Source organism: Bacillus xiamenensis, assembly GCF_000300535.1.
In the GTDB taxonomy this organism is placed as follows: Bacteria; Bacillota; Bacilli; order Bacillales; family Bacillaceae; genus Bacillus; species Bacillus xiamenensis.
Genome location: NZ_AMSH01000033.1, coordinates 13,400 through 35,465, shown reverse-complemented (window position 1 = coordinate 35,465; position 22,066 = coordinate 13,400). Strand labels below are relative to the sequence as shown.

21 protein-coding genes and 2 pseudogenes are annotated in these 22,066 nt (G+C 41.5%); 7 read left to right on the top strand and 16 right to left on the bottom strand.

All coding sequences use genetic code 11. The features are described from left to right. Positions 1-50: 50 nt before the first annotated feature. The 6 genes from BA1_RS11530 to BA1_RS11505 form a co-directional block, all read right to left on the bottom strand. Complete coding sequence (locus tag BA1_RS11530; RefSeq protein WP_008359076.1) at positions 51-995, bottom strand: siderophore ABC transporter substrate-binding protein; 945 nt, start codon at positions 993-995, stop codon at positions 51-53. A 22-nt stretch (positions 996-1,017) separates the two neighbouring features. Continuing rightward, positions 1,018-1,776 (bottom strand): iron ABC transporter ATP-binding protein, encoded by a 759-nt coding sequence (locus BA1_RS11525; protein WP_008359073.1) that lies wholly within the window; start codon positions 1,774-1,776, stop codon positions 1,018-1,020. Beyond that, positions 1,767-2,717: an iron chelate uptake ABC transporter family permease subunit gene (locus tag BA1_RS11520; protein WP_008359071.1), complete on the bottom strand. Its 951-nt coding sequence runs from the start codon at positions 2,715-2,717 to the stop codon at positions 1,767-1,769. Before BA1_RS11520 ends, BA1_RS11525 begins: the two co-directional genes overlap by 10 nt. Then, positions 2,710-3,660 carry an ABC transporter permease gene (locus BA1_RS11515; RefSeq protein WP_008359069.1) on the bottom strand — a complete coding sequence of 317 codons (951 nt, stop codon included), beginning with the start codon at positions 3,658-3,660 and terminating at the stop codon, positions 2,710-2,712. The genes BA1_RS11520 and BA1_RS11515 overlap by 8 nt, the downstream gene beginning before the upstream one ends. A 158-nt stretch (positions 3,661-3,818) precedes the next feature. Then, entirely contained in the window at positions 3,819-4,097 is a 279-nt protein-coding gene (locus BA1_RS11510; RefSeq protein WP_008359067.1) for a barstar family protein, read from the bottom strand. A 63-nt stretch (positions 4,098-4,160) separates the two neighbouring features. Beyond that, on the bottom strand, positions 4,161-5,330 hold the full coding sequence (locus BA1_RS11505; protein ID WP_008359065.1) for an MFS transporter: 1,170 nt from the start codon (positions 5,328-5,330) through the stop codon (positions 4,161-4,163). A gap of 145 nt (positions 5,331-5,475) precedes the next feature. Here BA1_RS11505 and pdxR point away from each other — a divergent pair, with 145 nt between their 5' ends. Next, entirely contained in the window at positions 5,476-6,915 is a 1,440-nt protein-coding gene (gene pdxR, locus BA1_RS11500) for a MocR-like pyridoxine biosynthesis transcription factor PdxR (RefSeq protein WP_008359063.1), read from the top strand. 31 nt (positions 6,916-6,946) lie between these two features. Here the strand turns inward: pdxR and BA1_RS11495 are convergent, their stop codons facing one another. From BA1_RS11495 to BA1_RS11475, 6 genes and pseudogenes are all read right to left on the bottom strand, one after another. Next, a complete protein-coding gene (locus tag BA1_RS11495; RefSeq protein ID WP_008359060.1) occupies positions 6,947-7,429 on the bottom strand; it encodes a hypothetical protein in 483 nt (160 codons plus the stop codon). A gap of 277 nt (positions 7,430-7,706) precedes the next feature. Continuing rightward, positions 7,707-7,956 (bottom strand): annotated as a pseudogene (locus BA1_RS18730) (cupin domain-containing protein); the annotation flags it as partial. A 98-nt stretch (positions 7,957-8,054) separates the two neighbouring features. Further along, on the bottom strand, positions 8,055-9,164 hold the full coding sequence (locus tag BA1_RS11485; protein WP_008359056.1) for a threonine synthase: 1,110 nt from the start codon (positions 9,162-9,164) through the stop codon (positions 8,055-8,057). Between the two features lie 24 nt (positions 9,165-9,188). After that, positions 9,189-9,860 (bottom strand): helix-turn-helix transcriptional regulator, encoded by a 672-nt coding sequence (locus tag BA1_RS11480; protein ID WP_008359054.1) that lies wholly within the window; start codon positions 9,858-9,860, stop codon positions 9,189-9,191. A gap of 21 nt (positions 9,861-9,881) precedes the next feature. Further along, positions 9,882-10,013, bottom strand: a pseudogene (locus tag BA1_RS19485) (D-TA family PLP-dependent enzyme); the annotation flags it as partial. A gap of 139 nt (positions 10,014-10,152) precedes the next feature. Beyond that, complete coding sequence (locus BA1_RS11475) at positions 10,153-10,731, bottom strand: competence protein ComK (RefSeq protein ID WP_008359051.1); 579 nt, start codon at positions 10,729-10,731, stop codon at positions 10,153-10,155. A gap of 289 nt (positions 10,732-11,020) precedes the next feature. On the opposite strand from BA1_RS11475, the gene BA1_RS11470 reads away from it, so the two are divergent. Beyond that, positions 11,021-11,257: an IDEAL domain-containing protein gene (locus BA1_RS11470; RefSeq protein WP_008348804.1), complete on the top strand. Its 237-nt coding sequence runs from the start codon at positions 11,021-11,023 to the stop codon at positions 11,255-11,257. Positions 11,258-11,312: 55 nt separating this feature from the next. Here the strand turns inward: BA1_RS11470 and BA1_RS11465 are convergent, their stop codons facing one another. Continuing rightward, complete coding sequence (locus tag BA1_RS11465) at positions 11,313-12,173, bottom strand: SDR family oxidoreductase (RefSeq protein WP_008359049.1); 861 nt, start codon at positions 12,171-12,173, stop codon at positions 11,313-11,315. Between the two features lie 141 nt (positions 12,174-12,314). Between BA1_RS11465 and BA1_RS11460 the strand changes: the two genes are divergently transcribed. The 4 genes from BA1_RS11460 to BA1_RS11445 all read left to right on the top strand — a co-directional run bounded on the left by BA1_RS11460 (position 12,315) and on the right by BA1_RS11445 (position 17,414). Beyond that, positions 12,315-13,847: an FAD-dependent oxidoreductase gene (locus tag BA1_RS11460; protein ID WP_008359047.1), complete on the top strand. Its 1,533-nt coding sequence runs from the start codon at positions 12,315-12,317 to the stop codon at positions 13,845-13,847. 41 nt (positions 13,848-13,888) lie between these two features. Next, positions 13,889-15,235, top strand: coding sequence for a globin-coupled sensor protein (locus BA1_RS11455; protein ID WP_406566821.1), 1,347 nt, complete (start codon positions 13,889-13,891; stop codon positions 15,233-15,235). Between the two features lie 62 nt (positions 15,236-15,297). Further along, positions 15,298-15,882 carry a histidine phosphatase family protein gene (locus BA1_RS11450; protein ID WP_008359043.1) on the top strand — a complete coding sequence of 195 codons (585 nt, stop codon included), beginning with the start codon at positions 15,298-15,300 and terminating at the stop codon, positions 15,880-15,882. Between the two features lie 386 nt (positions 15,883-16,268). Next, positions 16,269-17,414, top strand: coding sequence for a serine alkaline protease SapB (locus tag BA1_RS11445; protein WP_008359041.1), 1,146 nt, complete (start codon positions 16,269-16,271; stop codon positions 17,412-17,414). A 47-nt stretch (positions 17,415-17,461) separates the two neighbouring features. Here the strand turns inward: BA1_RS11445 and BA1_RS11440 are convergent, their stop codons facing one another. After that, positions 17,462-18,745 (bottom strand): M48 family metallopeptidase, encoded by a 1,284-nt coding sequence (locus BA1_RS11440; RefSeq protein WP_008359040.1) that lies wholly within the window; start codon positions 18,743-18,745, stop codon positions 17,462-17,464. Between the two features lie 177 nt (positions 18,746-18,922). Here BA1_RS11440 and BA1_RS11435 point away from each other — a divergent pair, with 177 nt between their 5' ends. Then, positions 18,923-19,339 (top strand): YhfM domain-containing protein, encoded by a 417-nt coding sequence (locus BA1_RS11435; protein ID WP_008359037.1) that lies wholly within the window; start codon positions 18,923-18,925, stop codon positions 19,337-19,339. Between the two features lie 14 nt (positions 19,340-19,353). Here BA1_RS11435 and BA1_RS11430 read toward each other — a convergent pair whose 3' ends face one another. Then, positions 19,354-20,907, bottom strand: coding sequence for a fatty acid--CoA ligase family protein (locus BA1_RS11430; RefSeq protein WP_008359035.1), 1,554 nt, complete (start codon positions 20,905-20,907; stop codon positions 19,354-19,356). Between the two features lie 169 nt (positions 20,908-21,076). Beyond that, positions 21,077-22,066, bottom strand: a complete 990-nt coding sequence (locus tag BA1_RS11425) for a lipoate--protein ligase (protein WP_008359033.1) — start codon at positions 22,064-22,066, stop codon at positions 21,077-21,079.

Genomic DNA, 22,066 nt, shown 5'->3' with positions numbered 1-22,066 from the left:
TATTTGTCTCATCTGATGGGGTCAGTACCATATGAGCAGCTTTTCATCCATTACTTTTGTTCAATTCCTTTTTTCACTTCATCTATCATGGCATTCAATGATTCAAGGCCGCCGCCTGCTAAATACCACATGTCAGAGTTCAAATACACCACATGATTGTTTTTGATCGCTTTGACTGATTTCACATAATCATTTTCAACAAGCTGTTTCGCAGACGTTTCTTCTCCAATCGCTTCACCGCGATCAACAACAAATAAGTAATCTGGGTTCGTTTTGACCATATACTCATATGAAATGCTTTGTCCGTGTTTGTCAGATGGCTCAAGCTTTGAATCAGCCGGTGTAATGCCAAATACATCATGGATCAGACCATATCTTGACTTAGGACCAAATGCCGTCATTTTGCTGTCGTTCGCCATGATCACAAGACCATTTTTCTTTAACTCTTTTGCTTGTTTCTTTAATGCATCCACTTTTTGATCAATCGCTGAAAGTTCTTTTTTGACTTTGTCTTCCTTATCAAAAATCTTTCCTAACGTTTCGGCATTCTTTTTAAATGATTTCATATAGTTTGCATTATCTACATCCATGTAAATCGTAGGGGCAATTTTAGAAAATTCGTCGAATGCATCTGCTTGACGGTGCTGAATAATAATCAAGTCCGGTTTGAGCTCTGCAATTTTTTCAAAGTTCGGCTCTTTTAAACCGCCGACATTCACATATTTGTCACTTTCATATTTAGATAAATATTTAGGGATCACTTGTTTTGGTAAAGCTGTCACATTCACACCTAGTTTGTCTAGCGTATCAAGACTTCCCATATCAAACACAACAACCTTTTTCGGGTTTTTCTTGATTTTCACGCCATCTTTATTCAGCATGTCTTTAACCGTCACGGTTTCCTCACTTGTTCCTTCTGTTTTCCCTTGGTTACCACAGGCAGCGAGTACAACCATCGCTGTTAATACAGTCATCAACCATATCCATTTTTTCATACTTCTTCACCTCTTCGTTTTTTTAAGAAAAATATAAACAAATGCGCTCACCGCGAATGATTTCAATCGGTATACGCATGTCATAAATTTGTTCAAGTGCATCGGTTTGAATCACTTCGTCTGCTCCGCCTTCTTTGATGATCTGTCCATCTTTTAAAGCGACGATATGATCGGAATATACAGATGCAAAGTTAATATCATGGAGAACCACAACAATCGTTTTCCCCAGATCATTCACGAGCTGCTGAAACAGCTTCATCATCTCCACAGAATGATTCATATCCAAATTGTTTAAAGGCTCATCTAAAAAGATATAATCCGTATCCTGAGCCAGCACCATCGCAATAAAAGCTCTTTGTCTTTGTCCGCCGCTCAGTTCATCTAAATATTGATGCTGGATATCGACAAGCTTCATGTATTGAAGGGACACATCGATCATCTTCTCATCCTCTTTTGTCAGATGGCCTTGTGAGTACGGAAAACGGCCAAAGCTGACAAGCTCCCGAACGGTCAGACGTACACTCATGTGATTGGACTGCTTTAAAATGCTCATCTTTTTCGCCAGCTCCTGCGGAGGATACTGACTATATGGTTTGTCTTCTAGATAAGCTGCACCTGTGTCTGGCTGAATCAGACGGCTCATGATGGACAAAAGTGTGCTCTTGCCCGCACCATTTGGACCAATGAGAGAGGTCAGTTGTCCTTTTTTCACACTGACAGTTGTTTCGTAAAGCACTGTTTTTCCATTATATGTCTTACTGACTCCCTTCATCACGACCATGAACGACTCTCCTTTAAAAGTAAGTAAATAAAATACAAGCCACCGACTAAATCAATCAGCACACTAAGCGGCGTTTGAAAGCTAAATATCTTTTCCACAAGAAATTCCCCGCCGACAAGGGCAATGACACTAATGAAAAAAGAGCCTAACAGCAAGTACGTATGACGGTATGTACGAAAGAGCTCTCTTGCCACGTTCACGACGAGTAAGCCAAGAAATGTAATAGGGCCGACAAGGGCCGTCGCAATGGACACAAGAACGGCAATGACAATCATCATCTTTTTGGTGATACCGTCATAGTCAATCCCGAGATTCACAGCATGTTCCTTTCCTAACGACATCACATCTAATTTAGCGCGGAATGTCCAAATATAAAGACACAGCGCCGCAAATAAAACAGAAGCGATGAGGAGGATATCTGTGTTCATATGATTAAAGCTTGCAAAGGATTTATCCTGTACAACCTGATATTCATTCGGATCAATGAGCATTTCCATAAAGGAAGAAAGACTTTTGAACAATGTACCAAATACAATCCCAACAAGCAGGAGTAAGAAAATGTGCTTGTTTTTGCGTTTAAACATCACCGTATATAGAAGTACGGAAAAAAGAATCATCAATCCAACGCAAAGGAAAAAATTCAGGTTCTTATTAGTGATCATCCAATTGGTCGATCCAAAAAGATAGATAATCGCCGTTTGCAAAAACAAATACAGCGCATCTAGTCCCAAAATGCTTGGTGTTAGAATTCGGTTGTTGGTCAAGGTTTGGAACACCACAGAGGAAAAGGCAATAGCGCCCCCTGTCAATGTCATCGCAAGTACCTTCTTTAAACGGCTCGGCACTGTGTACTCCCAGTACCCCATTTGAAAGGTGATAAAAATGACAACAAATACGGCTGCAATGGCTGCAATGAGAAATAGCATTCGTTTCTTATGCATAGCGCTTCCTCCTTAATAACATGTACAGGAAGATCGCACTTCCAATGATGCCGACCATGAGCCCGACAGAAATTTCATATGGATAAATGATCACCCGTCCGAGTACGTCACAGATGAGCACAAAAATGGCACCTAGTAAAGCCGTATGCGGCAGACTCTTTTTCAGATGATCCCCTCGGTAGATCGATACAATATTAGGAATGATTAAGCCGAGGAATGGCAGCATACCCACAGTTAAAATCGTGACAGAAGTAATCATCGAAACGATCACCAAACCAACTGCCATCACACGTTTATACGTTAAACCTAAATTGACGGCAAAGCTCTCGCCCATACCAGCCACTGTAAAACGGTCCGCATATACATACGCAATGATCAATAGCGGAACACTCACATAGAGCAGCTCATAACGCCCCTGAACAATAAGAGAAAAATCCCCTTGCAGCCATGCTGATACGTTTTGAATCAGATCATATTTATAGGCGATAAACGTGGAGATGGAACTAATAATCCCGCCAAACATTAAGCCGACTAACGGTACATAGATCGTATCGTTCACCTTAATATGGCGCAAAATTTTTAAGAATAATAGATTACCGGCTAAAGTAAATAGAAAAGCGATAGCCATTTTCATTAGCGGGCTTGCCTGTGTAAAAACAAGCATGGCGACCAAGATCCCAAGCTTGGCCCAATCCATTGTTCCTGCAGTGGTTGGAGATACAAATTTATTTCTCGTCATGCTTTGCATAATAAAGCCGCATATGCTCAGACTCATGCCAGCAAGCACAATACTCATCAACCGCGGGATGCGGCTTGATAATAAGGTTTGCACTTGTTCATCTGTTAGATGAAACAACTGTAAAATAGACAGATCCTGTACACCGACAAACAGTGACGCACATGCCAAACACACAAACAACAAACTTAATTGGTACAACTTCATACAGGTTTCTCACTTTCTATCAAGCGCTCCGTCACAAATGATTATCATTATCAATTAAGCGACAGTTCATATATTATCATATTTAGTGAAATATTCAATAGTAGAATGAGAAACGATTTCATTTACACAAAAAAACAGCCTTCAGAATCAGCTGTTTTTTATGATTGAATGTTCAATTGGAATTGCCCCTTTAGTTCCTCTTCTGCTTCTTGAAATAACTGCCTCATGCTCTCTGCATAATCGCCAAGCTCGTCTTTGCTTGCCTGATAATTGATCCATGTAAGCTCTACAGGAAGACTCACTTCTCCTGTTAAACAGTCCCAAAGCGCATCAAGATTTTTCCCGTAATGGTCAGGTAGCTGCAAGACTGTTTTTAATTGATCATGAAGCGCCTCCTGCGATCTGCACATCGCACCATCCAGCTGTACTTTTTTCATATCATCTCCCCCTCTCCTGCCTTTATTTTAAACGAAAGGGATGGGAAAGAGAAAGAAGACCTCTCACGCTTGATTCTGCCTGAACCCTAAGGTCGACAGGATGAGGCAAGCTGCAAAAACGATCAAGAAAAAGAGGGTTAACACCGTCTGAGTACCGTAAATATCAGCAAAGAGACCAACAAACACACTCGGTATGCCAAGACCTAGATACGCAAACAAGTAATACCCTGCAACGGCTCTAGCCGCTTCCTTCTTCCCTTGTTCGACAATGAGCTGCAAGCCCCCTAAGTAAGTAAATCCATAGCAAGCAGTGCCCGCCAAAAGAGTTCCAGCAAGCACAAGGAGGATGGATCCGCCATTTGCACCGAATAACAACAAACCATATCCACATGGAAGACAAATAAACCCTATCCTGAGCGCTGCGCTGCTATTCATCTTGCGAACAAATGGCTGCATCAGGACACCTGCTATATTAATAAAAAACAGCGCCGGTCCTACCCACAATTCATAGCCATTTAGTTTAAGCTGTGCTGGCAAAATAGAAATGATGAGACCGCACACAGACCATGCAATGGCAATGGCTAAGTTCGCCAGCATTGTCCCTTTTGGAAACCTTGGCATGTTCATTAACGGTTTGCCCGCATCTCCTTGGACAGGCGGCACAAAAAAGAATACACCAACAATCGTCAGGATGAAAAAGACCAACACACCCCAATAACTAAGCGGCGTCAGCGACACATGTTGAAAGGAAAGTATCGCTGTAAAAAGAGCACCTCCCCCAAACCCAACAGAACTACATAGTGCGATAAAAGTTGGAATCCAGCTTGATTTCTCTGGGTATAAAGCAATCAAGTAGGCCGTGCATGTTCCAACACTTAAGCCAAGCCCCACTCCTTGGAGCAGCCGGGCTGCAAAAAGCATTTGAATGGTCGGCTCCACGATCATCAAAAGAGTGGCACATAACGAGAAGCAGAGTGCGACCAATAAAATCGGCTTCCGTCCAGCCCGGTCTGATATGCCGCCAAGTAACAGCAATACCGGTATAAGTCCGAATACATATGCGGCAAATACAAGGGCAGTAGCCGCCTTTCCGTATCCTGCTTGGTCTGCATACGCCGTATAAAGAGGCACTTGCAGGTTCACAGCAGCCGTAATCATGAAAAGGCCAAATAAAACAATCATAAACGGCACCATGGATAGATGGGCTGTTTCTTCTTTTGATGCAGGAATCATTGGACTCTCTCCTCTTTGTAAATGATATGAACCAGTGTACACACCATTTGGATTTCTTCCTACATCCAAAAATCACTCTATTGACCAGTCCAAAATCTCATGTCATCATGATAGGATGACCTAAAAGTAAGGGAGAAGGTGCACCGTGTATATTCATTTAGACCGCTCAAGCTCTACCCCGCTCTGGCAGCAAATCGTCACTGGTATCATTCAAAAAATTCATACAAAAACACTGAATCCTGATGATCAGTTAACGCCATCGCGAGTGTTGGCACAGGAGCTCAACGTATCAAGATCAACCGTACAGCTCGCCTATGATGAACTGCTGGCAAGAGGCTATGTGAGCACCTCTAGAAGAGGCGGGACAAAGGTCATTTCAAGTGATCAATACGCAGCTTCTCCTCCCCGTCAAAGCGAACCGCCTTTTGCGCTTCCAGTTAGACCTCACTTTGACGAGGCTGAAAAACAAATGGATCACTGGCTATCGGCCAATCAATTTCATGAGAAGCTTGAGATTGACTTTCGCCATCAAGAACCAGCCATCGACGAACATTTTCAAAACATTTGGAAACGCTCGCTTCTAAAAGCATTACAGCGCTTAGATATGAAAGATTGGGGCTATTCCTCTCCGCATGGATTATGGGAAGTGCGCTCAGAAATTCGCCAATACTTATCTGTTGAACGAGGCATCGAGATAGAAGAAGATCAAATGGTGTTAACAGGGGGCACGCAGCAAGCCATTGACTTAATTTCACAAGTACTGCTCAAAAAGGGGGATATGGTGGCTGTTGAAGATCCTGGTTTTCCCGGAGCAAGACTTTCTTTTTTACATCGTGAAATGAACATTCATCCTGCTGCTGTAGATGAAGAAGGAATGATCGTGGATACATTGCCAGAACGTACAAAGCTAATCGCTGTGACGCCCTCACATCAGCGTCCAACCGGCGTCTGTATGAGCGTCAATAGAAGACAGCAACTGCTGCAGTTTGCTGTCAAACATCAATCTTATATATTAGAGGATGATTTTGATGGGGATTATCGTTATCATGGCGGGCCGCTTCCTTCCTTATTTTCAGAAGCACCAGACCATGTGATCTATATATTAAGTTTTTCAAAGGTGCTCGCACCAGGCATCCGTCTTGCCGCAATTATCGGCTCTCAAGCTGTCGTCAAAGAAATCGCTGCACTGCAATCGCTTATTCAAAGACAGCTGCCGATCATGGAGCAAATCACACTTGCTTCTTTTTTCCGAGAAGGAGAATTCAACCGATATGTCAGACGAATGAGACAGGTGTATAAAAAGCGGCAGGCCGCCATGATGCATGCCCTTTTGACACATCACTTTGACAAACACTTCCATTTATATGGAACCGATACAGGTCTTCATGTATTTTTAGAAGGAACACCAGACTTTGATGAAAAAGGCAGTATTGAGGCAGCAAAAGCAGCGGGCGTCGGCATTTATCCATTAAGCCCCTATTGCTATGAAAGCGAAAGAAAAGGATTGCTGCTTGGTTTTGCCTGTACGGATGAAGACATGATCCAAGAAGGCGTGCGCCGGTTAAAGCAAACATTTTGCATCTAAAAAGACCTGGAAGATTGACTTCCGGGTCTTTTTAACGTGATTGCTGAATGTTCCCCACTTCTTCAATATATGAGGCTGTCTCTTGCAATCCATCTTGAAAATGCTGGGTTGCTGACATAAACAACTTTTCTTGATCGGGGTGCTTCAACAACTGCTCCACCTTGTCAATTCCTTTTTCAAATGAAGCAAGGCCTGTCTTTAATTGTTTGTCAGCCTTTTTATACGCAGCTGGAACTTCTTGATGAGCAAGTCCTTTTTGAATCACACGATCAAATGCTTTCGTCGCTTTTCTCAATTTTTCATTTGCTTGGATTTTCCCATGTCCGTCTGAAATAAATTGATCGGTCATGTTTTCATAGGCTTCATTTAACTCATCCATATAACGCTGAACCCATTGTTCATACGTGTCTTCTGTTGTGTTTTGTTTTGAAGGCGGCTGACCTGCTTGATTACAGGCTGTGAGTAGTGTCACTGTCATGGTAAATAGCAGCATCAAATGCCATCGTTTTTTCATACAGAGCCTCCATTTCTATTCCCATTCGTTCATATCGGTCAAAAATAATCATCTTTTACCTCATACGAACACATTACAAGAAATGACTTCTTTTTATTGTAACAGACCGCCTGTATCACTTCTGTGATTTGTGAGGAAATGAATGAAAATCCTTCTAATGGTTCACATTTCATGTTGATACAGTCAATAGACGACGAGAGACGCACGTATGGTTTCAATCTCGTCCTTTTTTCTGAAATAAAAAAGACCCCTTTCGGCGCCTTTTCCTTTTGCGTGATATCCACACATCGTTTTCTGCTGTCAGTTCAGATGAAGTATCTCCCGTATTGACAACTCCCCGCGGTCCAACCAGCATGACATGACATTTTTCCTGTGCGAACGGTTTGTGCTCTTTTCCTTTTAAGCATCACATACAAGTCTCCTGCATTCAGTTCAACCTTGCCATCTCTAAACTCAATTTCCATCTCACCTTCAATGACGAGAAATACTTCGTCCGTGTGATCATGCTGATGCCAAACGAATTCCCCTTATATTTTCATTGCACATCATTCATTTCAGCGATGACCAGTGCTATGTAAATGTCCTTTAGATGAATGGATTTCAATTAGTGATTCCCCTTTTGAATTTAAATGGCTTTTAATCCCGCTCCGCATAGCGGCAGCACAATCCGTTCATGTGCCATTCTTCGGTGCTTCAAAAAGCCAGCATAATTGGCTGCTGTGGTTGGTTCAACGTAGAACCCTTTCGCTGCTAGTGCTGTGTGTGCGCCCTTAATCTCTTGCTCATTCACGGTCAAAATATACCCATTTGTCTGCTTCGTGGCGTGAAGGATTTGTGCTGCACGTTCAGGTGCTGCAATGGCAATGCCTTCAGCTATCGTTCCTTTATTTTGAACCGACACTTTCTCAAGACGCTGCTCATAAAAAGCTTCGGCAAGCGGGGCACAGTTTTCTGCTTGCACCGCGACGATTTTCGGCAATGTCTCAATGAGACCTTCCGCTAATAGTTCACAGAAACCTTGGTAAACGCCTAATAGAAGTGTGCCGTTGCCTGCAGGAATGATTAACGTATCCGGCACGCGGCTAAGCTGTTCCCACATTTCGTAAGCGTATGTTTTCGTTCCTTCATAAAAGTAAGGATTAAACACATGACTGGCATAAAACGTTCCCTCTTGCTGAACTGCCAACTGCGCTGCCTTTGCCACATCCTCCCTCGTTCCATCAACCATACGAATATTCGCTCCATGTGCGCTTATTTGAGCGACTTTTTTCGGTGAAGTGGATGTCCCTAAAAAGATATCACATTCAATTTGAGCACGCTTCGCATAGGCGGCAATAGAAGTACCGGCGTTTCCACTGCTGTCAGCGATTACCTTTTTGACGCCCCATTCTTTTGCTTTTGCGATCAGGACAGCTGCTCCTCGGTCTTTAAAAGAAAGCGTAGGCATCATGTAATCTACTTTCACAAATGTGTGAGGATCATCTTGTGATAACGGCACAAGCGGCGTATATCCTTCACCCATAGTGACCTCTTCCCACACACTACATCGCGAATGAAAAGGCAGTGCCCTTTCATATCTCCACATTCCAGGTAACTCACTTTGAATCTCTTTTTTTGAAAACGCTGGTTTCTCCCACTCTATTTTCAAAAGACCGCCGCACGGGCATTTCCAAATATCAGGTGTACTTGGATAGGCTGTCTCACATGAGGTGCAAACATAGGTTTCTTTTAGCATAGCCATCCCCCTATTCGATTTGATTTACGATGTTTCCTCTGATTCTTTCATTTTCTTCAATTCGTCTAAGTAGCTATAAACCGTGACCTTCGATATACCTAACCGCTCCGCTACTTTATCCACTGATCCTTTCATGAGAAAGATGCCTTTCTCATCCATAAAACGAATCAGTTCAATTTTTTCTTGCCGCTTTTTTAATGAGCCTTTTTGATGAGAAATGATCTGCTCAATAAGACGATCTGCAATTTCATCTACACTTTGCAGCGTATCTTTGCTTTTCTTTGGCGATGCGGCAGGCACCTCTTTTGCTAATCCAGGGACAAGCTTGTCGATTAATTCTTTTACATGACTTACTGTACTCATATCGTAGTTGATGCAAAGCGCCCCGATCACCTGGTCTTTGTCATCACGAAGCAGTGTTGTAGATGCTTTAATGGTTCTTGCATCTTCTGTTTTTATTTCATAGCCTGCCAAGTAATCTTCATCAAATTCGTCCGATAAGAGCACCTCTTTTACTAGATGGTCAAACGATTGTCCGACCGCTCTCCCTGTGACATGATGATTGATCGTAAAGATGACGGACGATTGCGGCTGGGTCAAATCATGAATGACCACTTCACAAGAAGAGCCAAACATATGCGCAATCGTTTTTGCAATCGGAATGTAATGGTTTAATTGATGTTTCACTTCTGACATTTCTTTCACTCCATTGTTGCTCTATTGTAGTTTCCCTTTACTGGCAATCGCAAACTCTTCTACTACTTCACCATCTTGAATGAGGTATGCTTTTTCATGAAGATTGACCACAGGACATATGTGATTCAGAATGATTCGTACCTTCATCAAAATATATATTTTTTTATATGATATGATTAAATTATATAATTTTTTATATGATAATCAATTGTTTTTTCGTTGAAAAAGAAATGACGATGTGCGAAGTATGGCAGGTGAAGAAGTCCAGCGGCTTGCTGCCGCTGGTGTTGAACTAATATCGATTACGAAGTTCTCTTAAAATAAAGTCATACACAAGGTTGAGCTGCTGTTCCTTTGGATACAGCATAAATTCTTGTTTCTTAGGAAGACCTCCATCAAGACGGTCTTGAAATTTCGTTCGAAGATATGCTGTGCGGTGCACCTGACTTTCAAATGATTTATATGAGACGTCCAGTTTGACCGATTGCTCATTGGTAAAAGTGACAACCGTGTCTCCGAGGGACGATTCTTGAAAAGTATGAATGTATTTGTGGGAAATCCATCCGCACTGGGGGCGGTTGGATGAATAGGTTGGGAAGAAATACAAATGATTGGATGAGTCAATCACGATGGGAGGCTTGTGGGAAATTCCTGTTACTTCATATGTTCCCGCTTTTCTGCCTGCATAGCTTGAGCCAAAGAACCTACAGCTGCGTTCTATAATGTGCAGAGGCTTTAATTCAACATAAAAGCTTGTCTCTCTTTCAATAACTTTTGAATATACTCGTTTTCCTTCTTCAACCGGAAGGACCGCCATTGTTGTTTGATTAATGACGTATGAATCTAAAGGTGTTTCGCTAATTCCTGACACTTCATTTCCTCCTGTGTTAATTTTTGGTTATTTTAGATACTATTAATCTATCACCAACGTATAAGAAACGACAGGATTTTTTCAAAATTTATTTAAAATCATCTTTTTATCGTGTTTTTTAGTACCTTCGATCTATCTAAAAGCCATTTTTAAAGATATATCGCATCCTGTCGACTGGACAAGGGGTGTCGATATGGCTCAAAAATAAATTGTCTAAAAATTATAAATTCTTATTGATTTTTTCTCCGCCAATCCATATACTATAAAAAAGGCATCGGGGGGATTCTTTATGAAAGAGAAAAAAACGTATGCTGAGCTCATGAAGTCCCGCAACACCCAAAAAACCGAAGAGAATGGCGTTACTATTTTAGACATCTATATTCAAATGGTTTTAGATGAGGCGCTTTATAAACAGCGCTTAACCTTCCTTAGAGAAGAGATTGATAAGGCCCTGGATCAGCGTGATGAAAAGCGATTCAATGACCTGTCAGCTCAATATGCAGAACACTGCTTACATCAATCTTGATGATGTTACTTGCGGCAGAGAGACAGCACCTCGTCTCTTACCGCAAGTTTTTTGTTTACCCATTTAATATCGTTCCGCCATTGACATGTATCATTTGTCCATTCATATAAGATGAGTCTTCGCTCGCTAAAAATAAATAACTCGGCGCTAGCTCTACTGGCTCACCAGGGCGTTCCATGGGGACATTTCCGCCAAATTCAGAAACTTCCTTTTCCGTAAATGTGGATGGAATCAGCGGTGTCCAAATTGGCCCAGGCGCTACCCCATTCACTCGAATCCCTTGTTTGATCAGCGATAGGGATAAAGATCTTGTAAACGTCACGACTGCCCCTTTTGTCGATGAATAATCAATCAAGGTTTCATGACCTTTATAGGCAGTGACCGATGCTGTATTAATGATACTGCTTCCTTTCTTTAAATGAGGGAGCGTCGCTTTTGTTAAATAGAACATCGCAAAAATATTCGTTTGAAATGTCCGAAGAAGCTGGTGAGAGGTAATCTGTTCAATACTTTTTTGCGGATGCTGTTCACCTGCATTGTTGACCAAAATATCAATCGAACCGAAAGCATCTTTTGTTTTTTTGACCACCTCATTTGAAAAGGCTTCATCTCCTAAATCCCCAGGAATTAAGATGACACGCCCTCCCGCCTTTTCAATATAGTCCTTCGTCTCCTCTGCATCGTGATGTTCATTCAAGTAAACAATCGCTACATTGGCTCCTTCTTTTGCAAACAAGACAGATACTGCTCTGCCGATTCCACTATCTCCGCCTGTCACAATGGCCGTTTTCCCAGCTAGCTTTTTGCCCTGCACGTCTCGATCAAAAATAGGTCTAGGATTCATTTTATATTCAAGACCGGGACGTTCATTCTGGTGCTGAGGCGGTAAGGTTTTCTTCGGCTGCTTTGTTGACACATCAGTCCACTCCTTCCTTCTATCTCGTTTATTTTTATGTGTTGGCCATTTTTTTATGTATTTCGCTCTTGTTTCCATTCAAATGTATGATTTTCAGTATTGTGTAAAAATTATACATAACAAGTCACTGGAGGCGACAACATGGAACAAGAACATAAAGAATTAGAACAGACAACATCGTTATGGTTAGTCGAAGGTCAGAAGGATTCTTTTCCTTCTGTTAGCGAAGATCTCACAGCAGATGTGATCATTGTCGGCGCTGGTATTACCGGTATTGCTGCTGCATTTGAAATGACAGAACGAGGGCTGGATGTGATCATCATAGATGCTGATCAAGTGCTGCAAGGGACGACCGGACATACAACAGCGAAAATTACCTCCCAGCACGATGTATACTATCATGAGCTGATTCAGCATATTGGCATGCCAAAGGCCCGTTTATATGTAGAGGCAAATGAGAAAGCAAAAGAGCTGATTCAAGCACGCGTGAAAAAGTATGACATTGATTGTCAGCTTGAGGTGAAGGATGCTTACCTTTATACAACGGAAGAAGGCGGTGTCAAAAAGTTAAAGAAGGAATTAGATGCCTATAAACAGCTCGGTATTGACCGCGAATGGAAAACAGAGCTCCCTTTTGATGCTGACATAAAAGCTGCCCTTGCCATGACGCAGCAGGCACAATTTCATCCACTTCATTATCTTCATGCACTCATCGATCAGCTCGTCAGCCGAGGTGTACGCATTTTTGAACAGACAACTGCAGTCGATGTAAAAGAAGGAAAACGACCAGCTGTCATCACAAAAAGTGGCCATCATCTGACGGGCCGATTTATCATTTCATGCTCACATTTTCCTTTTTATGATGGCAAAGGACTTTATTTCACCCGAATCCATCCCGAGCAATCTTATGTCGTCGCAGCCAAAACAACCAAACCGCTTCCAGACGGCATGTACTTAGGAATTGACCAGCCTGCCCATTCATTAAGAACGGCAAAATTCCACGGAGAAGACGTCGTGCTCATCGGAGGAGAAGGGCATAAAACCGGGCAAGGCGGAGATGAATCCGCTCACTATGAAGCACTAGAAAACTTCGGAGACGCCACCCTTGGTATAGAAGAAGTTCTTTATCGCTGGTCAACACACGATATGGTCACGATGGATCACATGCCTTATATTGGCCACTTGACGAAACACCATAGCAATATTTTTGTTGCGACAGGCTTTAGAAAATGGGGCATGACGACCAGCCATGTCGCAGCAACACTTATTGGAGATTTGATTGAGGGAAAATCAAATCCTTACGAATCCATCTTTACACCATCAAGACTTGTTTCTGACCCATTCTTCAAAGACTTTATCAAAGAAAACACCAATGTTGCGGCGAAGCTGATCAGCGGTAAATTCAAGCGACCGGATCAAACCATTGATGATTTAAAACCAGGCGAAGGCGGGATTGTGTTTGATCAACATAAAAAATGCGGCGCCTTTAAGTCAGAGGATGGCAATGTCTTTCTTGTCGATACAACATGTACTCATCTAGGCTGTGAAGTCGCTTGGAATAATAGTGACCGGACATGGGACTGCCCTTGTCACGGGTCCCGTTTCTCCATTACTGGAGAAGTAGTAGAAGGTCCAGCGAAGAAACCACTAAAAAGGTCATATAAAGAACAGTAAAATTTCACTGGTTTCCCCTTTAAAAAAGCCAATATTATCCGATAAAAAACATAAAGTCTGATATTTGTGATCATTATGGGGGGACTAACACATTGTTATTTAAAAAAGAGAGTAAAACGAAAAAGACTGCTTTTTTCACACAACAGGATGATGGGATAAAACGAATCGATTTTTCGGAGAATACGGACATTGCCAAACAGATTAAAATGATTGATTTGACTCAGCAAGACCTTTTTATTCTGAAACAGCTAAATCCGATTGTTCAAGATGATATTGAACATATCGTCGATAAATTTTATAAAAACTTAGAGGTTGAGTCTTCCTTGATGCACATCATTCAAGATAACAGCTCAGTCGAACGTCTGAAAAAAACACTCCGCATTCATATCAGTGAAATGTTTGCCGGTGTGATTGACGAATCCTATGTAGCCAAAAGAATTAAAATCGCACAAGTTCATTTGCGAATTGGGCTTCAGCCTAAATGGTATATGGCAGCATTCCAAGACCTCTTGCTCTCGATTATGGATTTATTCGCTCAGCATATCCAAGATTTCAAAGAATATCAGACGGCAGTCAAAGCGACGACGAAAATTTTAAATTTAGAGCAGCAGCTTGTCCTAGATACGTTCCAAAATGAGTATTCTAAAATTCGTGATGAAGCAGAAAAACAGCAAAAAGAGCTTCATACAAAAATTACAGAAACCTCTAATTCGCTTGCTTCCCTCTTCTCAAACACAACAAATGCTGTGGACAAACTTGTATCAAAATCTGATGAGATGGCGGATATGTCACAGGCTGGAACGAAAATTTCAGCACAGGTCGAAGAAAAATCAATTGGCGGTAAAAAAGAGTTAGAAATTCAGCAAACCCAAATGAATCAAATTGATGGCAGCATGACAAAGATTGAAACAGAGATTAAACGCTTAGAAGAAATTGCGAAACAAATCGAACAAATTTTTGGGATTGTCACAGGCATTGCAGAGCAAACGAATTTACTATCTTTAAATGCCTCAATTGAATCTGCACGTGCAGGTGAGCATGGCAAAGGCTTTGCTGTCGTTGCAAACGAAGTTCGAAAATTATCAGAAGACACTAAGAAAACGGTTTCTACTGTATCAGAGCTCGTCAACAACACAAATTCACAAATCGCTATTGTGTCCCAGCATATCGCTGACGTGAATTTACTTGTAACAGACAGTAAAGAAAAAATGACCCAAATCAACTCTCTCTTCGATGATATCGTGAGCAGCATGAACCTAAGCAAAAACCAAAACGGAAAAATCGAAATAGATCTGCAAACGTTCCTGAACGAATTAAAAGAAGTGAAACAAACAGTGTCCCAAGTGGCAAGTTCCGTCGAATCTTTAACAAGCCTGACAAATCGCTGATCCAGTCATTTTTCTTCTTGTTTTAGTATAATAGAAGAAAAGATAGAAAAGGCGGGATTTGATTGACAGCAATTTGCCTAGTCAGACACGGTGAAACCGATTGGAATGCAGCGAAACGTATTCAAGGACGAACAGATATCCCTTTAAATGATACTGGTAAATGGCAGGCGGAACAAACCGGCCTTTACTTAAAAGATGTTCACTGGGATGTTGTCATTTCCAGTCCCTTATCAAGGGCAAAAGAAACAGCGCAGTTGATTTTACAGCATGTACATGCACCGCTCGTTATCATGGACGATTTTATTGAACGTGATTACGGTGACGCTGAAGGCATGTCGTTTGAGGAACGTCAGAAACTGTTTCCCGATAAACAGTATCCAAATATGGAATCGTTAGAAGCGATGCAAGATCGAATGGTAGAAGGGATTGAAAAGGTCAGAGCAGCCTATCCAGATCAACATGTGCTGATCGTGGCTCACGGTGCTGCCATTCATGCCCTACTCTCCACTCTTGCTGATGAACATATGGGTCTACAAGATACACGACTTGAGAATGCCTGCTTAAATTATGTGGAATGGAAAGATGGAAAATGGAAGGTGCGCGATTACAACGTGGTCAGCCATTTAACACAATCTGCTCCTTCTTAAGAAACCTGCTCTCCAAGCAGGTTTTTTTGTTGTCAGAAACAATGATCAAATAATATTTTTTTATATCGAAATTCGAAATAGATGCTAGCCTTTTCTACCTATTTTATGGCATTTCGGGTATCGAATGTTTATCCACAAATCGATCATAAGCAAAAAAGCACGATTCCTTTTTAATAGAAAATCGCCGAAAATATAGAATAAACATAATTTACCATAATTTCCAAGCGACTTAATTCCCTATTTTTCGCTAGGACTTTCACAAAAATTCAGGCCTACTCTTATTTGCCTATCTCCCTTAAACTGAAAATACAGAATAATCAAACGGGTCATTCTTATAGACTATAGATGATTATTCTGAAATAAGAAAAAAGGGATGTGGAATGTGCGTGAAAAAGAAAAATGTGATGACAAGTGTTTTATTGGCTGTCCCTCTTCTGTTTTCAGCAGGGTTTGGAGGCTCTATGGCAAATGCCGAAACGGCCTCAAAGTCAGAAAGTGAAAAAAGCTATATTGTTGGCTTCAAAGCTTCTGCCACCACAAACAGCTCTAAAAAACAAGCGGTCACTCAAAATGGTGGGACATTAGAAAAGCAATATCGCCTCATTAATGCTGCACAAGTAAAAATGTCCGAACAAGCCGCAAAAAAACTTGAACATGACCCTAGCATTGATTATGTAGAAGAAGACTACAAAGCAGAAGCATATGCACAAACCGTCCCTTATGGTATCCCTCAAATCAAAGCTCCAGCAGTACACGCTCAAGGTTATAAAGGTGCTAATGTGAAAGTAGCTGTCCTTGATACTGGTATCCACGCTGCACACCCTGACTTAAATGTTGCAGGCGGTGCAAGCTTCGTCCCTTCAGAGCCAAATGCCACCCAAGATTTTCAATCACACGGAACTCACGTAGCAGGAACCATTGCTGCCCTTGATAACACAATTGGTGTTCTTGGTGTCGCACCAAGTGCCTCCTTGTATGCCGTTAAAGTGTTAGACCGTAACGGCGATGGACAATACAGCTGGATTATTAGCGGTATTGAATGGGCTGTTGCCAATAATATGGATGTGATCAATATGAGTTTAGGCGGACCAAGTGGTTCCACAGCGCTTAAAAATGCTGTAGATACAGCAAATAATCGCGGAGTGGTGGTTGTTGCCGCAGCAGGAAATTCAGGTTCCAGTGGCTCTACAAGCACCGTTGGCTATCCAGCAAAATATGATTCTACGATTGCCGTTGCTAATGTGAACAGCAACAATGTAAGAAACTCATCTTCTAGTGCAGGTCCTGAATTAGATGTTTCTGCACCTGGTACGTCCATTTTAAGTACAGTACCAAGCAGTGGATATGCATCTTATACCGGGACATCTATGGCTTCTCCTCATGTAGCAGGAGCAGCAGCGCTTATTCTGTCTAAGCACCCGAACCTAACAAATACGCAGGTGCGCCAGCGTTTAGAAAATACAGCCACTCCGCTTGGTAGCTCGTTCTATTACGGAAAGGGATTAATTAACGTTCAAGCGGCTGCTAACTAAAAAAGTATGATCAAAACATCCGGCTGGATCAGCCGGATGTTATTTGTTTATTGCTTTTTTGACGTTTCCTCTTTTTTTGCTGCCTTTTCCATATCGATGATTCTCTCCATCATCGTTGGATGTCCATAGCGAAATATTTTCACTAAAAGCGGCGGATTGACTTGGGACAGCCCTGATTTTGCAAGCTTTTGAAACGACGTCACCCCCGCCTCCCCATCCTTTGTCAGGTTCACGGCATATTCATCAGCAGCCCGTTCTTGATGCCTCGACACAGCATTTGTAAACGGAGAAGCTGCAAATGACAGCATGGAGACAATGACCAAAAGAAGCGGAAGAGTAGCGACGTCATAGGGCCCCTTCAGACGAAATAGAGCAGCTCCCCTTTGATAAAGGTAAAAATAAAGACGGTCAATGGCAAATAATCCGGCCAGTGACAGCACCAAATATCCTGCTAGGCCGATATAAACATGCTTCATGACGTAATGTCCCATTTCATGTGCCATAATAAATAAAATTTCACGGTCTTTTAGCTTTTGAAGTGTCGTGTCCCATAAGACAATCCGCTTATTTTCACCAATTCCTGTTACATAAGCGTTCATCGTGTTTGTTTTCTCCGACATATTGACTTCATATACATGATCTGCGGGGATATGCGCTTTTTCTGCAAGGGTTAAGATCTTTTTCTCAAGCGCTTGATCCTTTAATGGATAAAAATCGTTATATAGGGGGTCAATGACGACCGGCTGTATAAAAAAAAGAAAAAGTGTGACTGGTACTGTCAAACACCAGGCATACAGCCACCATAACTTCCTTCTCTTTTGAATGAGCCAAAAGAACACGACCGTACATAGAACAAGAAGCGGATATTGAATCCAGAAATCCAGTGTTTGGTCTTTTAACCAGCTTGCTGTGCTTTGAGCAGATACACCGTAGTGCAAGGAAAGCTGATAGCTAATCCACTTGAAAGGCAGTGTAACCAGCATCGTCAAAAGCGACAGTATAAAAACATAAACAAGTTGGCTTAAAAATTGAAAACGAGCTGCTGCCAAGCTCCAATCTGCTAATTTCCGTGAAAACCCAGAAATAAGCAAAAGGAAAAAGACATACCAATCCAATGGGATGGTCATAAAGTATAGCAGATGACGGATGTTCGAGTAACTCTCACTGATCACAAGCTCATGACTTGTCATAAATGTATGCGGGTCTGCACTTGTCCCTTTCACACTGTCAGGAACAGATGAATCCCCCATTAGAAACAAATAAGAATAAATAAAAAGACCGTACACTATGTATGCTACCGTTGCAAGAGCTATCCATTTACGTACTCGCACTGGTCAGCCTCCTTTCCATTTCTCTACTTATTCTAATCATGTACATTTTTGTTTAGAACCTGTCTCATGTGGCTCCATCATAGCATGCCCCATCTGAAAAAGCTCGAGCGAAAAAAATGATTATGCTTCTCAAAAATCGGAGAAACTAACGGTAAAACAGTGAGTTGGAGGTTCATCATGAAGAAAATCCTTGCAGGAATTGTGATCTTTGGACTTTTACTGATCACCTTCTTTTATGTGTTCAGCCGGACAAGTGAAATCTTCGATGAGAATCGAGCAGAGAAATTATTGCTTTCACCGACGAACCAGTCTATTTCTTATGAAATTGATGATAAAGATACAGCTGAAGATGTCATCGAACAATTAAACAAAGGTAAACAAACGAGCAATCATCTCAAGAAGAATTTAAAAAAGCCAGATTATATCGCCAAGGTGATGTTCGGACGAACAAATGGCACTACTTTTCAGCTATGGACCAATCGATCTCAAGTCGTGTTTTTAGTGGATGGCACATATTATGAATTAAATCCAAAACAGTCAAATTCCTTTCGGAAACAAATACACGAAGCGATTCTAAAAGGAGCCTCTTTATAAGAGACTCCCTTTTTTTACTTACTTGCTTCTGCTTGGTACTTGTCTTTTAGCGCTCTTCTTAAAATTTTGCCAGTCGTGTTTTTAGGAATATCATCTATGAAATGGATCGTTTGGGGCTGCTTATACTTCGCCAAATAGCGTGAACAATGAGTGATGATGTCATCATGATTGATGTGAGCATGTTTCTTAGGGGAAATGTAACAGACGACAGCCTCTCCTGTGTTTGGATCTGGCACACCGATGACAACGGCTTCTGCTACAGCTTCATGTTGATATAGCACTTCTTCTACTTCTCTTGGGTAAACATTATACCCGCCAACAAGAATCATATCCTTTTTTCGATCAACAATATAAATATATCCGTCTTCATCTCTTCTCGCCAAATCTCCTGTATACAGCCAGCCGTCCCTCAGTACTGCCTCTGTATCTTCTGGCATTTGATAATAGCCTTTCATAATGTTTGGCCCTTTTGCAATGAGTTCTCCGACTTCATTCGGACCGACTTCCTCTCCAAGTTCATTCACGATCTTATTCTTCACATTCATAATATCTGTCCCGACCGATCCTGGTTTTCTTTTTCCGTCAAGGGGATTGAATGCAGTCACTGGGGAGGCCTCTGATAATCCATAGCCCTCCAGCACCGTGACACCGAATTTTTTCTCAAAACCGTGAAGTAAAGCAACAGGCATCGAGGCACCGCCTGATATACAAATTCTCACTGATTTCATCGCTTCATCGTGGCCGTCTTGGTGATATAAATAGTTATACATGGTTGGGACACCAACAAATAGTGTTGGTTTTTCTTTCTCCATCATGCGTAAAAGCTCTGATGGGCTGAAATGCGGCAGAACATAAATGGCCGCACCATGAATCAACGGTGCATTCATACAGACTGTTAAACAAAATACATGGAACATCGGCAGAGCAGCAATGACCTTGTCCTTTTCATCAATCGATAGGTACTCAGCAATATCCCTTGCATTTGAATACAGGTTCAAATGCGTGAGCATCGCACCCTTTGGTTTTCCTGTAGTGCCAGATGTAAATAAAATAACCGCCGTATCGTCAGATTGTCTGGTAGGATGTTCAGCTTCTGGCGCATCTCCAGACACAAGCTTTCCAAAGAAGACAAGGCGATCAGATACTTCTTTTAAACTTGATCTGCACACAAATTCATTTTCTGCACAAATAATCACTCGTTCAATGGACGGAAGCTGTTCATACACCTGCTCGTACACCGGCAGAAGCTGATCCGGTGCGACAATGCCTTTTACATCACCTGTGATCAGCATATATCCGATTTCACTTGGCGTATATGTTGGATTGACGGGTACAACAACAAGCCCTGCCTTTAATGCTCCAAAAAATGAAATAACAAAATGTGGTGAATTTCCTAAAATCAGCGCAATATGATCTCCAGCTTGAAACCCTTCGCTAACTAAACCATCTGCAAAACGCTCGATACTTGTCATGAGTTCTCGATAGGTCCACTTGTTTCCTTCAAAAATCAGTGCCACATTTTCGCCCTTGGTCATCGCAGTCTGCTCAAGATTTTTGATCAAATCCATTCTCCCACCCCTTATGCATCGTCAATGAATGAATAACCATTCATTTTGAGGCCAAACATTCCTCCTTTCTATTATAATAGACAATCGAAAACATTCACAAGATCAAATGTAAAACGCTCTCATTTCTTTTCGTTAAAAAAGCACAGCTATCTCAAGCCGTGCTTTTCGCTTAGTAAATCAAATCAAGAAAGTCTTCCTTCGATACGTTGCCAAAATAACGGTGCATATCCATATCTTCTAATACATCACTAATTGTTTTCCGATCATATTGTTTTCCGATCAGTCTTTGTTCTATATCGGCTATATCGCCCACACCAAAGAAGTCACCAAAGATTTTGCAGTCCTGAATGATGCCTTTTTTCACCTCTAATCGAAGATCAATAGAGCCAGCTGGGAAACGTTTTGAGTGCTGCAAATTAAACTTCGGAGAACGGCCATAGTTCCATTCCCATTTTTGATATCGATCCCGAGAAATCTCATGAATCTTTTCCCAGTCCTTTTCTGTCAACTTATATTGAGGCACGTCCCCATTCGTATCAAAAATGTAGCTTAAAAGAATGTTTCTAAATTCTTCTGTCGTCATCTTTTGATCCATCAAATCACTAATATTGGCGACTCTGCTCCTAATGGACTTAATCCCTTTAGATTCAATCTTTTCTTTTTTCACATTTAATGCAGAAACGACATGCTCAATTTCTGAATCAAATAGCAGGGTGCCATGACTGAAAATACGGCCCCGCGTTGCGAATTGAGCATTTCCAGAAATTTTACGTCCTTCTGCCATGATGTCATTTCTGCCGCTTAATTCAGCTTTGACTCCTAGCTTTTCAAGCGCTTTGATGACTGGCTCCGTGAATTTCTTAAAGTTATGAAAGCTGTCCCCATCGTCTTTTGTGATAAAGCTGAAGTTTAAGTTTCCTTTGTCATGGTAAACTGCACCACCGCCAGACAGACGGCGAACAACTTTGATTCCATTCTCTTCTACATATTTTGTATTGATTTCTTCTATTGTATTTTGGTTCTTGCCAATAATAATGGACGGCTGGTTGATGTAAAACAGCAAATACGTTTCTTCTGGATCTAAATATTTTAAGCAATACTCTTCAATTGCTAAATTAATCATTGGATCATAATGTTGTTCGTTATCGATAAACAGCAT